A 12,961-nucleotide genomic window follows, 5' to 3' on the forward strand; every position below is an offset into this window, starting at 1 on the left:
CACAATTTAGAGAATAATATACCTAAGGAGTGGTAGATATGGCACGTGTTTTATTTATTAATGGTGGATCAGAAGGACATATCAATCCAACAATTGGAGTGGTACAAGAGCTTATCTCGCGTGGAGAAGAGGTAGTGTACTTTACGATAGAAGCTTTTCGAGAGCGTATGGAGAAGACGGGAGCTACTGTACGAACATTTGACGGTCAAAAATTTATAGAAGCGTTTATCTCAGGTGGAAGAAGTTATTTACTGCAGAGAGTCAACGGTCTTTTACATACGGCAGATATCGTGATACCTAGCGTTCTTGAACAGATCAAAGGAGAGCATTTTGATTACATCATCCACGATTCCATGTTTGGTTGCGGACGGATACTGGCGCAGATCCTGAAGCTTCCCTCAATTAATTCTTGTACTTCTTTTGCGCAGACAAAAGCATCATTCGATGAAGAGTTGGATCAGCTTACTAAAAAAATTCCTACAGAAATAGTGAAACCAACACAAGATGAATTTCAAGCGCTGACGAAAAGAGTGAAGGAAAAATATGGTGTGGAGATTGATTCTCCATATGAAGTTTTTTGTAATCCTGCACCACTTACCATCGTTTATACAACTAGGGAGTTTCAACCTTTTGGAGAAGCATTCGACCAAACTTACAAATTTGTAGGTCCATCCATCTCTTCACGATTGACGGAGGAAAACTTCGACCTTACTGCAATCAAGGGAAAAAGCCCCATTTACATATCGCTGGGTACTGTCGTAAACCAATCGATTGATTTCTATAAGCTTTGTTTTAAGGCATTTGGGAGCACGGATCATACCGTTGTCATGTCTATTGGAAATAAAGTTCAAATTACTGATTTGGGGGAAATTCCTCAAAACTTCGTTGTAAAAAGTTATGTTCCACAAATTGATGTACTAAAATATGCGAAATTATTTATTACACATGGTGGAATGAACAGTACCAATGAAGGTCTCTATTTCGGAGTTCCACTCGTTGTAATCCCACAAAGTGCGGATCAGCCAATCATTGCCGGGCAAGTTGCCAATATCGGAGCAGGCATTGCATTACAAATGCAATGCTTGACTGCAGATCAACTACGTGAAACCGTAGATCATGTGTTAAACCACCCAACTTTCCATAAAGCTGTTGCAAATATTAGGGAATCCTTTCAACGATCAGGTGGGTATCACCAAGCTGTTGATGAGATTTTCGAATTTAAAAGTCAATATCATATCTAAATATAAATATTTCTTAGCTGCATTGGATGAGGCTGCCGTTACAATCGGCAGCTTCGTTTCGTTCATGTAGACAGGTTCGAGTTACGGAGTAACATTTCACCATTCTTACCGAACCTGTTGTCACCACCGCCCAGCTTTTCGTACTTAGGCAGGAGCCAGAACCTTTGACACCACATCTGGTCGAATTTTCGCGAACGATGGGCAGCGTGCAAACCCGTGAAGCTTTTTTCCTCCGTTTACGATACATTAGAATTGCAGTAATCCCGTTTACCAGTATATGGACGAATAACGTGTTACCTAAAGGGACCAACCCGTTTCAGTTATTACTGTTTTTTTGTATAGTATAAGTAAGTTAAAAATTCAGAAAAGGGTGAATATATGAAATCGAGTAGTGATGTACTATCTTTTCCTTATCCCTTTAATGAAAGTAATGTCTACAGGTACTCTAACAACGCAATTCCATTACATCTACAGAATTCCATAGAGCTGACATATCAATATTTAGATGAAATTAGTCTGAAAAGAGATCTGCTTACAAACCATCCGGAACGATGTTATCAATCATCACCTCATTCGATGGATGCACAATGGGAAATTGTTGATCTCATTATTCATAATCTTGTTTTTTATTATCCAGATAAGTTTGAATTAGAAAAGAAAGATGAACAGTGGATCTTTTCAAATGTCCAGACAAAAGAAAAAATTGCCTTTACATTTGGTGACAGAACAACTCTTGAGGTAGAGCCTTTAGATTTTATTGGGCGTCATGTTCAAGAAGATTTAATCTTAATGATGCAGCGGGATGGTAACCTATTTTTAGATGCTGGACAGCTATGCTTTCCAGCGAATTGGTCCTTGTATTTTGACCTAGGTATGACTTTTAAAGAAATACATTCACCAATTCCGGGCTTTCAGTCTGGGTCCCTGGATGATAGAATTCTGCAATTTCTTATGAGAATGGAGGCAGGTAAGCCATGGGGAAGAAAAAATTGGTCACTCATGGCTGGCAGTAGGTTAGATACCTCGCTTGAAACATTTTCTGAATGGGGTCAGGCACGGAAGCAAGTGACAAAGGAAAATGTAGGAGAACTCGTGCATTTTAGGGTAGAAGTTCAAAAGCTATTTCGCCTGCCAAAAAGCAATGGTATTTTATTTACGATTCATTCACACATACTGCCTTTAGAAAGGTTCATTCAACATACCCCTTGGTTGGAGCAATTTTATGCGGTTCTTCACGAACTCCCTGACTTTATTTCAGAGTACAAAGGTATTTCTCTATATCGAAAACAGGTACTTGAATATCTAGAAGAGGAAATGAAAAAGAGATGATGAGTCCAGCGCAAAAGGAGCCGTTATTTATAAGGGGGAAAAGGAAATATTTATTTTGTACCGATTCAAAAGGTGCAGAGTCTCTATACAATCTCGTTCAGCAAGCTATGGAAGATAATGCCCCATTTGATTTCCATGTCATAGAGAATGAATCTGATTCCTTCCTCAATCTTTGGTTCAGTCAGCAAAAAATGGGAACATATTTATACTTGTCTGGGAAGTGGGAAATAGTAAATCGATTAAAAAATCTAGCTTTGAAGGCAGGGTTCTCTGAATATGAGATGCAAATAAAAGTCCTGGGGAAAATAAGAAAGAAGTTAATTTGTTGTAAATGCCATGGGGTCAATGATGTCGATGATGAATCGCATATTTCTTGTATGCATTGTGGACTAAAACTAGAAGTTTCCAACCATTATTCACGTCGTTTGGAAGCCTATCTTGGGTATTCATCAATATTATAATTTTAATACTGGAGGAAAAATAGCTTGCATCGAAATTCAAAATTAGAAGTACGTGTAAGAAATATTATAGAAGAGACTTCCACTATTAAAAGATTCACCTTACAAGCAATTGATTACTCTATGCTTCCTCCCTTTAGTGGTGGTTCACATATTACAACCTTTTTACCACATCATTCAGGTAATTTGGAAAGACATTATTCTATTTTCAACATAACTTCTGAGATGGGACTGTTTGAAATAGCTGTCCGTTTAGCAGAAGACTCAACTGGTGGCTCTCGTTATTGGCATCAAAATGTTCATGTTGGTGATATTTTATCAGTTAGCTACCCAAAGAATTACTTTCCATTAAGTTTTCAAGCGAAACATCATGTGTTTTATGCAGCAGGAATTGGTATTACGCCCTTTTTGTCCATGATGTCAGAGCTAGTTGATAAGAAAAGGTCATTTGAGCTTCATTATGCAGCAAAATCAAAAGAGCAGTGTGCTTTTTATGATTACTTAAGGAAGGAATTCCCGGATCAATGTCACTTTTATTTTTCAAATGGCGAAGGCACAAATCGTTTATTGCCAACTCAACTTTTGAATCATCGAATAGGTACACATGTTTATTTTTGTGGTCCCGAGAACATGATTCAAGATTTTAAAATAGCAGCTCAAACATTTGGATATCCTTCCTTCAATATTCATTTGGAACGATTTGCACCTCCACCAAAGAAGGAACAGCATGCGTTTCAAGTCAATCTTAAAAGGAGTGACACACAGCTGGAGGTTCCAGCGAATTCTTCACTACTAGACGTACTTCTTCAAAATGGAATCAAGATCCCTTACTCCTGCCGTGTAGGAGGTTGTGGGACTTGCGAAATAAAGGTAGAAGAGGGACAGATTGTTCACTTCGACTCGTTTCTATCAGAAGAACAGCAATGCTCCAAACAAGCAATGCTTTGTTGCGTTTCGCGTGGGAAGGGAAGATTGGTGCTTGATTTATAATTGATAGGATGACTGTAAAACTTACCCCTTATATAAATATGGAAAGGCACGCAAGGGAAGCTACTTAGTGATATAGGTTTCAACAAGTCAAAGTCAAATTCATTTTGGAGGGATGGACATGAACCAAAACAACGCAGCAAACAAAAACGCAACGCAAGTAGGTGAACGCGAGATTGTGATCACCCGCGTATTTGATGCTCCACGCGATCTTGTGTTTGATGCTTGGACGAAAGAGGAGCACCTGTCGAAGTGGTGGGGACCTCGAGGTTTTACGTCGACTTTTCAGAAGTTTGATATGAAACCTGGCGGTACATGGCAGTTTATCATGCACGGTCCTGATGGCGTTGATTATCCCAATACCAACGTCTTTGTCGAGATCGTTAAGCCCGAGCGAATCGTCATCAAACATGCTGTGTTTCCTCATTTTCTGGCGACAGCAATCTTTGAGGATCTGGATGGTAAGACCAAACTCACTTATAGCACAGTTTTTGAAGAAAATACCGCTGTATTCGATAAGGTGAAAACATATGCCGTCCCAGGTGCCGAACAGACCATGGATCGTCTTGAGGAGCATCTGGCAAGTATATCTTAAAAGTAAGAGGCCAGCCTCGTATTGATGCCCCCGGTAACAGCTCGCTATTTATTTCGCGTGGATGAAATCGTATCGTTTTAAGGCTTCCGTAAAACCTGGCAAAACGCTTAGCGTCACAGAACACATTCCTAAAGGCTGCCAAAACTGTTGGCAGCCTTGCTGTGCTAACGGGCAGATTAACGTAATAACTTCGACTTTTCACTCGGATAGGAAAATCTCCCACTGTTCCTAAACATGATAGTATGGAAGCAAGGAATAAACAATAAGGGAGGGTATTAACAAATGAAAGATCATGCACTCGAATGGGCGACCTTCGCGGACAAGGTTGTTCGCATAGCTGGAAAAAAATTATCGAATTACGGAGAGAGTCTCGCATAGAGGTAACATATAAGAACGCAGGAGAACTTGTAACCTCAGCAGACTTTGTCTCTGATCAGATTATTCGTGAAGCAATTGCTAGTGCTTACCCTAAATATGGTATTCTCTCTGAAGAAACGACCGATGGAGTTTGGGCTAAAAATATCTTTGAAGGTCCTCTTTGGATTATTGATCCGTTGGACGGTACGGTAAACTATGCACGTAATCTTCCCCATTTTGCTATCTCCGTGGCCATTGCCGTAGATGGCGTTGTTTGGGCAGGGGCTGTGCATGCTCCAGATTTGGGAGTAACCTATGTAGGTATTCGAGGAGGGGGTGCTCGTTGTAATGATGAACAGCTTCATATTCATCGTTTTGAAACCTTATCGGAAGCTGTAATCGGAACCGGATTCCCCCATGATAAAGAAAAAGTGCACCCAGCGCTTGCAAGAGTGAATCTCTTAACCACCCATTGTAGAGACATCCGCCGTTTGGCTGCTCCGACCCTAGATATCTGTTATGTAGCATCCGGTCGTCTGGACGCGCATACAGAGAGGTTAGCTCCGTGGGACGTCGCAGCAGCAGTCTCATCGCCCGTGAAGCTGGAGCAAATACTGGCCACGTTGGAGCGGTTCCTACGGATATTCCACTTGAATTATGCGGAGAAGAAATAGTTTGTGCTAATCCTGGTATATTTGAAGAGCTTCTCTCTTTACTACGTTCAAGAAATTGACCGATACTGACAGCAAGACATTCAAACGTTGGAATTGAACAGTTGATAAAATTCTCACCATTTTATCCCAGTAGTCGAAAACCAGCATAAACCTCGGTAGAATTCTTCGTCATTAACTGAACCAAGGCTGTATAAATAACAGTTTTGAAATCCCAGTTCCGCCAATGTTCCTTCTTTAACATCATCATAAATAAAAGGGTAAAGAAAAAATCTTAATACTAACTTGCTGTGCTGTCTATCTACAATTATTCTTGGTTGCGGAGCATTTGGTTCAGCTCCCCAGTCCTTATTTACTTGTATGAATTGCAACTGACATTCCCCTGAATATTGTAATTAGGACACTTTTAATATAATGAATGAAGTATCATTGCTCACTGGAGTTGCATATACCACCCTTGGATAAATGTAAAAGAAGAGTTTGTATGTCATTTAATAAGTGGCTTCTGAATTCTGTGGAGAAAAGATACACGCGCGTAATTGAACTAACGGGATGAAACAAACAGCACAAAAAGAGGCAACTTTTAGTAAAACGGCAGCCTCTATTCAACTAACGGACAGTTTGTCACAAGATCTTCATTCGTCTGGATTTTTAAGTGGAAACGGTATGTTTGCTTTTTGTCCCTCTTTTCCTCGAAGCCACCTCTGAGATCTCTCCATCCAATTCCTTAAGTAAAGGAATGAAGCAGCCGCTCAAGCCTGCTGCTAACGGTAACAATCCCGCTAGAGAAAACATGAATGGCACTCCTAGTACTTGGGCGACTGCTCCTCCTAGAAATCCGCCCAATGGTGCAAGAGATCCCCCAACGAGATATCGTACCGCCATCACTCGGCCGCGCATCCCATCGGAGACCAACCCCCCGAACAAGGCAGTGCTGAACGAGCTGAAAAAAGGGCCAGCCATCCCAAGCAATACTGATACGACTAGAGCTGTCTGAAAGTTGGAGCTGGAACCCAGAACGACGTATAGCAGGCCGATGCAGATTAAACTCCCCAGCATTGGGATTCTCCTTTTTTTTACATCTCCGATCAGCGATAAAATGAACAACGCCACCAAAGTTCCGACTGATACGGATGTCCCAAGTAAGCCCATCCCGCTTGCATCTTTTTGAAGCGTATCCTGCACGAAAGGTACCATCATCGTCCAAACTGCCATGGAACACATATTGGATATCGCGACGAGAATCATGATGACAAGCATAGGTGGATACTGTTTAAAGAACGATAATCCTTCTACGATCTCGCTCACATAACTGCTATCTCTTACGACTACCTGCTCACGCTTGTGACTCTTTAGGGGCAAAAAGCAGATGAAAGCCGCAGAGAGAAGATAACAGACAGCATTTATGGCCAATGTGTAGTCTACCCCGATAATCGCGATCATTGACCCTGCCAATATTGGACCTACAAGAGAGGCACCACTTCTGAATCCGTCAAGAATCGCGTAGCTTTTCACGAGACGATTCTTGTCAGTAAGCATCGGTACAATCGCCAATGCAGCCGGGTCAAAAAGCGCATTGCATAATCCAGTGATGATGGCAGCTACGTACAGATGCCACAATTGCAGTGCATCGAAGAAAGCACACGACACCGGAACGGCGATGGCTGTAAAACGGATAACATTAAGACCAATCAACAGTCGTCCCTTGTCGATTCGATCTATTAACGGAGCCCCCACAAGCCGTCCTGCAACTTCGGGGATTCCCCTGCATAGGGCAAGAGTCCCCATAGACAGCTTCGAACCAGTCAGCAGATAGACCATCCATTCAAGAGCAAGCAATCCGAAGGTATCTCCTAAGCTGCAGATCGTTAACGCTGTGGTCATGATGAAGAAGCCCTTTTTGTTCAACGACACTCTCTATTCACGACCTTCCCACTTACAATTCAACCAGATAGTGAGTTAATTGCGAGTTTAGATCCTTTAAAGCTTCACGCCGCACGCTATACTCGACAAGGTTGCCTGTCATACTGACCCGCACTAGACCCGCTGCACGCAAGAGCATGAGATGGTAGTGGACTGTCCCTTTAGATAATCCGCAAAAACGGACAATATCGCTAAAGGTTTGGGGCGTTTTCGCAATAAATCGAAGGATATGCAATCGATTCTCATCCGAAAGGCCACGGGTAAAGCGCAACAGAGAAGGAGATGGTTCGTCTGTCCCGACCGGTAGTGCATCAACTGGATATTTGGTGAAGCTGAGCCGTTCATAGTGTGAGGACGTGTTCGCAGGTCGAAAATGGTACTGTGGAATCAGGATGATTTTCTCCAGTTTGTCGTTGGGATTCAGCCGGAATCCGTTAGTGGCTTTTTCCATCAACTCTATGGGAGTCATCAGTGGTATCAACGATCGCATGGTCTCGGCGTTTTGGTGGAGTCCTGTCAGGATCGCAGGGTCCACCTGGGAAAAATACTGCTCGTTCCATTCACTTAGCATCCAAACTAACTTGTCACGCTTCGAGATTAGGTCAGCCGGTACCTGATCGCTCCAACGGGAAAACAAGTCAAACAAATCACCAGACGAGAGTCCCGACAGCCAAGTGAGAAATCCTTCCGGTGTTCGTTCTCCGGGACAAGCCCACACCAGTAGGCTCAGATCACATACCTCTGGGTCATTGGCGATCTCTTTAAGAAAATTCTCAGGTAAACGATTCTTTACCGATTTTACCCAAGACGCCCCGAGCTCCAGCACTTTGTGGCTGCTTTTGTGGGTAAAAGCATAAAAGCTGGATGCTAGCTCGTGTGCCGGAGCAAAATCGATTTCCAAAGTGAGGGCCATTGTTTCGCACATCCTTTTGTTTGAAAAATATAGAACTACAAATTACTTTAATAATATTCGAACGAAATTGTGGTGTCAATTTCCACAAGATATTTTCCAATTTCGTGAGTTCATATGGAGGCAGCCGAAAACAACCGGCTGCCTTTTCTACGATAACGTGCAGTTTCATTTTGTGGAAAAAGATAAAGCATAAACATATCTAATAAACTGAGTTCTTTCGAATCTTACTGAGGCGGTCTGTATGTTTCATTGTCGTATTTTACAAAAAAATTTAATGATTTCAGTTTTTTAGCTCGCTGATACTTGTTATGTTAGTATCTGTTTGGAACAAGTTTTGCGTAGCAAAATTGTTAGGAGGATAGCATGTACCGTATTTTTATTGTAGAAGACGACGTGAAAATAGGCACGATCCTGAAAAAGAATATGGAGAAATACGGATTTGAGGCTGTATGCGTTTCACAATTTCGCGATATGATGCCGGAGTTGGAAGTGTATGAGCCTCATTTGATTCTGCTAGATATTAATCTTCCGTATTTTGACGGCTATTATTGGTGCAGGCAAATCCGTACGCGTTGGAATATGCCAATCATCTTCTTATCTGCCCGAGATGGTGAGATGGATCAGGTAATGGCAATTGAAAACGGTGGGGATGATTACATAACAAAGCCGATTCAATTGGATCTTTTGATGGCGAAGATAAAAAGTTTGATCAGGAGAGTTTATGGCGAGTACGCCGCTATGACGGGACCTGTTTCTACCGTTCGGGGCATGCATGAAGGTAGGCTAGATGCACAAGGCTTACTGCTGCATCTCGGCCGCAATGAGATGGAATGGCTGGGGCAAAAAGTTGAGCTAACTAAAAATGAGCGGTTGTTGGCTGAATCCTTAATGCAACATGCTGGACAGATCGTCTCACGCGAGCTACTCCTGGAGGCTCTTTGGGATGATGTACAGTTCGTCGATGATAACACGTTAACTGTCAATGTGACGAGGCTACGGAAGAAACTGGAGTTGCTTGGGTTGCCAAAAGCGATTGAGACGGTTCGTGGCCAAGGGTATAAGCTGTATCTCGATGAGGAGTGAGGAGAATCAGGTCCATGAATAGAAGGTCGGCGGCTTTATATTTGCGTGATCGGATTACGTTTGTGATTGTTTATGTGCTGATGATCGGATTTGGCGTCGGGATTATGCTTCTGGAAGAAAAGCGATATTCAGGCGTGGTAGATTTGGGCAACAAATATTATTTTGTCGTGCTCAGCTTGTTCTTTGTCTTGCTCTGGCTGGCTGTTGACTATACTCGGCAGAGGGATTATTACAAGCAACTAAGACATGCGACTGAATGCACTGGTGAATTGCAGGCAGCAGCGATTGTACAATCCGTGGTTACGTGTGAGCAACGACTTGTTTCGCAGTTATTGGCGGCGCAGCAAAGTGCTTATTTACATGAACTTGGCAAGTATCGTCGTCAGCAGGAGTTACATAATCATTTTGTCTTGCAGTGGGTGCATCATATGAAGACACCTGTGTCAGTTATCGATTTGCTTGCGCAGGAAGCATTACAGCAGATACCTTCAACGGTAGAGGATCAGAAGCAATTGGTTCTCAGTATGCAGGAAGAAGCTGACCGGATGGCGAGAGGTCTGGAAATGATGCTGTACACAGCTAGGCTCGACAAGTTCGAAATCGATCTTCATCTAAAAAAGACATCGCTTCGAGAAATGATTCGAACCATTATCAATGCGCATAAGCGACTATTTATCCGCCATTCCCTCTTTCCACGGATAGAGGGCGACGCATGGGTAGAAACGGATGAGAAATGGATGACTTTTGTAGTCAATCAATTCGTTAGCAATGCGATTAAATACAGGAAGAACAAACCTGGCGCAAAGAAAATCGTTTTTCAGCTTGAAGAGAGAGCTGGCGGAGGAAGCAAGCTGAGCGTGACGGATGAAGGAATCGGAATAGCACCACACGATCTGTCACGTATATTCGATCCCTTCTTCACAGGGGAAAACGGAAGAGCAGCAGGAGAGTCGACGGGAATGGGCCTGTATTTGGCCAAACAGGTGTGCGGTAGGCTTGGCCACCGATTGACGGTCAAGTCGGATTTGGGCGTCGGAACAACGTTTACAGTCATTTTTGAACCCCAAGGCATACATGTTTTTGGTAATACAGCAAGTGGAGACAAACATACCAAGTGACAAAATTGTAAGGTTGGACATGCGAAATTGAAAGGGAAATCGATGGGTTCTACATCTCTCTCACTCTATACTAACCTTATGAAGCACAGATAGACCGAATAAGAGGAGAACCGGGGACATGAGTGTACTTAAAGCAGAAGGGCTCGGAAAAATATACAGCTCGAAAGGAAACGTCGTTTATCAGGCACTAGAAGGTATCGATTTGCAGGTAGAGGCTGGCGAATTTGTCGGTGTCATGGGGCCGTCGGGAAGTGGGAAGACGACGTTGCTCAATCTTCTGGCAACCATTGACCGTCCAACATCTGGACTGCTTGAAATTAATGGTGTTGACCCCAGTAAGCTGAGTGATAAAAAGCTCTCGCTGTTCAGGCGGAGAGAGCTCGGCTTTATCTTTCAGGATTTCAACCTGCTCGATACACTTTCGATCAAGGATAACATTATTTTGCCACTTGTACTGGAAGGTATTTCTCCCACACATATCCGGGAGAGACTGATTCCGATCTCCGAAAGACTTGAGATTGCTCATGTATTGGGGAAGCGTACGTATGAAGTGTCTGGTGGACAGAAACAACGCGCAGCCATAGCCCGGGCCATTATTCACCAGCCGTCATTGATACTTGCCGATGAATTGACTGGAAATCTGGATTCGAAGGCAGCAAAAGACGTGATGGAATCTTTGAAGGAAATAAACGAGCAAATAAAGGCTACTGTACTTATGGTGACGCACGACCCATTTTCGGCGAGTTATTGCCAGCGCATTGTGTTCATAAAAGACGGCAGGCTTTTTTCTGAAATACGACGAAGCACAAACAGGCAAGCGTTTTTCCAACAAATATTGGATGCGCTGAGCGTACTGGGAGGGAACTTTGATGACGTTCCGTTCGCTCGCGCTTAAAAATATACGAGGAAAATGGAGGGCGTACAGCGCTTTTTTTATGAGCAGTGTGTTTTCCGTCATGATCTTCTATCTATACGCTGCTTTCCTTGCACATCCCGATGTGGCAAGCGGCAAGATTCTAGCAGCGGATAAAGTAAGACAGGGCATCGTGTTCTGCGAATACATCATCGCTATCTTTTCGCTTCTTTTCGTATTCTACTCCAACTCTGCGTTTATGAAGACTAGAAAGCAAGAGTTTGGCTTGTTCTCTTTGTTCGGAATGACCCGTATGCAACTTCGCTGGCTAGTCCTCTACGAAAATGCAGCTATCGCCGTTTTGGCGATTGGCACCGGCCTCGGCCTGGGCATCTTGTTCAGCAAACTGTTCTTTTTGACCCTTGCTGTTTTGCTAGGAATGAAAGATACGATTTCTTTCACCATTCCGATCAAAGCAGTGTGGCTAACGGCTGGATGTTTCTTCTTGTTGTTCACGCTCATTTCGCTGTGGACTGTAATACGGATCGGTCGTACAGAAATCGTTGATTTACTCAAGTCTCTGCGGGAGCCAAAAGGGCACCTCGTTTGGTCGCCATGGCTCGCTCTTTTGTCGCTCTTTTGCCTGGGAGCTGCCTATAGCATGGCGCTCAGGCTAGACGAAACACATTTCGATCTGATGGTGTTCCTTATCTTGCTTACGGTGATCGCCGGTACCTATCTTTTCTTCACACAGTTTAGCATATACTTACTGGGAGTTATTCAGAGAAGGCAAAGCGTCTACTATAATCGAACGAACATGATTTTGTTGGCCCAGCTCAGTTATAAGATCAAGGACAACGCGCGAATGCTGTTCATCGTATCGATTTTGAGCGCGTTGATTCTAACGGTATCAGGGTCATTTTACATTTTAGGCGTAGCTGCGCACTATCAAGACTTTCATACCCAACACCGTGATGTCCAGGAAATGATCTCGCTTGCCATATTTATCGGTCTGTTTATCAGCTTCCTGTTCTTTATCGCATCTGGTAGTATGATATACTTCAAGCTATTTACGGAATAGCAAGAGGACAAGGCTCAATTTAAGGCGCTGACTCGGATCGGCATGACCCAAGATGAAATCCGGAAAATTGTCACAGCGCAAGTAGGGATTATTTTCTTTGTCCCTTGTATGGTAGGAATCGTCCACGCGCTGGTCGCGTTGAAGGCGTTGGATAAATTGCTCATGCTATCGAATTGGTCCTATTCGTTCGTTGTCATAGGGATTTACATCGCCATGCAGACCATTTACTTTTTTGTCGCTTGCGGCAGTTACATGAGAAGCGTGCTGCGTTCGTAAACCGAATGACTTCGGCTTCTCTAAGTAATTTATTTCTGAATAATCAATCTACTTTTGAAAAACTCGAATTGAGGAG

Annotated in this window: 13 protein-coding genes and 1 pseudogene; 11 read left to right on the forward strand and 3 right to left on the reverse strand. The window is 43.1% G+C overall.

What is annotated here, in order from left to right; all coding sequences use genetic code 11:
* Nucleotides 1-38 precede the first annotated feature (38 nt).
* The 6 genes from AN963_RS21070 to AN963_RS21095 all read left to right on the forward strand — a co-directional run bounded on the left by AN963_RS21070 (nucleotide 39) and on the right by AN963_RS21095 (nucleotide 5,641).
* Nucleotides 39-1,241: a macrolide family glycosyltransferase gene (locus AN963_RS21070; protein WP_055746532.1), complete on the forward strand. Its 1,203-nt coding sequence runs from the start codon at nucleotides 39-41 to the stop codon at nucleotides 1,239-1,241.
* 378 nt (nucleotides 1,242-1,619) lie between these two features.
* Nucleotides 1,620-2,570, forward strand: coding sequence for a heme-dependent oxidative N-demethylase family protein (locus tag AN963_RS21075; RefSeq protein ID WP_055746533.1), 951 nt, complete (start codon nucleotides 1,620-1,622; stop codon nucleotides 2,568-2,570).
* Complete coding sequence (locus AN963_RS21080; protein WP_055746534.1) at nucleotides 2,567-3,031, forward strand: dimethylamine monooxygenase subunit DmmA family protein; 465 nt, start codon at nucleotides 2,567-2,569, stop codon at nucleotides 3,029-3,031. The genes AN963_RS21075 and AN963_RS21080 overlap by 4 nt, the downstream gene beginning before the upstream one ends.
* A 24-nt stretch (nucleotides 3,032-3,055) precedes the next feature.
* Nucleotides 3,056-4,018, forward strand: coding sequence for a PDR/VanB family oxidoreductase (locus tag AN963_RS21085; protein WP_055746535.1), 963 nt, complete (start codon nucleotides 3,056-3,058; stop codon nucleotides 4,016-4,018).
* Between the two features lie 118 nt (nucleotides 4,019-4,136).
* The gene (locus AN963_RS21090; RefSeq protein WP_055746536.1) at nucleotides 4,137-4,610 is read left to right on the forward strand and encodes an SRPBCC family protein; all 474 of its coding nucleotides are present in this window, start codon (nucleotides 4,137-4,139) and stop codon (nucleotides 4,608-4,610) included.
* Nucleotides 4,611-4,912: 302 nt separating this feature from the next.
* Nucleotides 4,913-5,641 (forward strand): inositol monophosphatase family protein, encoded by a 729-nt coding sequence (locus AN963_RS21095; protein WP_055746537.1) that lies wholly within the window; start codon nucleotides 4,913-4,915, stop codon nucleotides 5,639-5,641.
* Between the two features lie 113 nt (nucleotides 5,642-5,754).
* Here AN963_RS21095 and AN963_RS21100 read toward each other — a convergent pair whose 3' ends face one another.
* The 3 genes from AN963_RS21100 to AN963_RS21110 form a co-directional block, all read right to left on the reverse strand.
* Nucleotides 5,755-6,009, reverse strand: coding sequence for a hypothetical protein (locus AN963_RS21100; protein WP_055746538.1), 255 nt, complete (start codon nucleotides 6,007-6,009; stop codon nucleotides 5,755-5,757).
* A 280-nt stretch (nucleotides 6,010-6,289) separates the two neighbouring features.
* Nucleotides 6,290-7,552, reverse strand: coding sequence for an MFS transporter (locus AN963_RS21105; RefSeq protein WP_269084405.1), 1,263 nt, complete (start codon nucleotides 7,550-7,552; stop codon nucleotides 6,290-6,292).
* 22 nt (nucleotides 7,553-7,574) lie between these two features.
* Nucleotides 7,575-8,474, reverse strand: a complete 900-nt coding sequence (locus tag AN963_RS21110) for an ArsR/SmtB family transcription factor (protein ID WP_055746540.1) — start codon at nucleotides 8,472-8,474, stop codon at nucleotides 7,575-7,577.
* Nucleotides 8,475-8,837: 363 nt separating this feature from the next.
* Here AN963_RS21110 and AN963_RS21115 point away from each other — a divergent pair, with 363 nt between their 5' ends.
* The 5 genes and pseudogenes from AN963_RS21115 to AN963_RS32060 all read left to right on the forward strand — a co-directional run.
* Nucleotides 8,838-9,557: a response regulator transcription factor gene (locus AN963_RS21115; RefSeq protein ID WP_055746541.1), complete on the forward strand. Its 720-nt coding sequence runs from the start codon at nucleotides 8,838-8,840 to the stop codon at nucleotides 9,555-9,557.
* A 14-nt stretch (nucleotides 9,558-9,571) separates the two neighbouring features.
* The gene (locus AN963_RS21120; RefSeq protein WP_055746542.1) at nucleotides 9,572-10,675 is read left to right on the forward strand and encodes a sensor histidine kinase; all 1,104 of its coding nucleotides are present in this window, start codon (nucleotides 9,572-9,574) and stop codon (nucleotides 10,673-10,675) included.
* Nucleotides 10,676-10,793: 118 nt separating this feature from the next.
* Nucleotides 10,794-11,570 carry an ABC transporter ATP-binding protein gene (locus AN963_RS21125; RefSeq protein ID WP_055746543.1) on the forward strand — a complete coding sequence of 259 codons (777 nt, stop codon included), beginning with the start codon at nucleotides 10,794-10,796 and terminating at the stop codon, nucleotides 11,568-11,570.
* Nucleotides 11,545-12,609 (forward strand): FtsX-like permease family protein, encoded by a 1,065-nt coding sequence (locus AN963_RS21130; RefSeq protein WP_236708047.1) that lies wholly within the window; start codon nucleotides 11,545-11,547, stop codon nucleotides 12,607-12,609. The genes AN963_RS21125 and AN963_RS21130 overlap by 26 nt, the downstream gene beginning before the upstream one ends.
* Nucleotides 12,610-12,624: 15 nt before the next feature.
* Nucleotides 12,625-12,885 (forward strand): annotated as a pseudogene (locus AN963_RS32060) (FtsX-like permease family protein); the annotation flags it as partial.
* Nucleotides 12,886-12,961 lie beyond the last annotated feature (76 nt).

It is taken from the genome of Brevibacillus choshinensis (assembly GCF_001420695.1).
Lineage (GTDB): Bacteria > Bacillota > Bacilli > Brevibacillales > Brevibacillaceae > Brevibacillus > Brevibacillus choshinensis.

What these genes read in the sequence shown, in the direction of transcription:
- AN963_RS21070 (WP_055746532.1), top strand. Translation starts at nt 39, where the DNA reads ATGGCACGTGTTTTATTTATTAATGGTGGATCAGAAGGACATATCAAT.
- AN963_RS21075 (WP_055746533.1), top strand. Translation starts at nt 1,620, where the DNA reads ATGAAATCGAGTAGTGATGTACTATCTTTTCCTTATCCCTTTAATGAA.
- AN963_RS21080 (WP_055746534.1), top strand. Translation starts at nt 2,567, where the DNA reads ATGATGAGTCCAGCGCAAAAGGAGCCGTTATTTATAAGGGGGAAAAGG.
- AN963_RS21090 (WP_055746536.1), top strand. Translation starts at nt 4,137, where the DNA reads ATGAACCAAAACAACGCAGCAAACAAAAACGCAACGCAAGTAGGTGAA.
- AN963_RS21095 (WP_055746537.1), top strand. Translation starts at nt 4,913, where the DNA reads ATGGGCGACCTTCGCGGACAAGGTTGTTCGCATAGCTGGAAAAAAATT.
- AN963_RS21110 (WP_055746540.1), bottom strand. Translation starts at nt 8,474, where the DNA reads ATGGCCCTCACTTTGGAAATCGATTTTGCTCCGGCACACGAGCTAGCA.
- AN963_RS21115 (WP_055746541.1), top strand. Translation starts at nt 8,838, where the DNA reads ATGTACCGTATTTTTATTGTAGAAGACGACGTGAAAATAGGCACGATC.
- AN963_RS21120 (WP_055746542.1), top strand. Translation starts at nt 9,572, where the DNA reads ATGAATAGAAGGTCGGCGGCTTTATATTTGCGTGATCGGATTACGTTT.
- AN963_RS21125 (WP_055746543.1), top strand. Translation starts at nt 10,794, where the DNA reads ATGAGTGTACTTAAAGCAGAAGGGCTCGGAAAAATATACAGCTCGAAA.
- AN963_RS21130 (WP_236708047.1), top strand. Translation starts at nt 11,545, where the DNA reads ATGACGTTCCGTTCGCTCGCGCTTAAAAATATACGAGGAAAATGGAGG.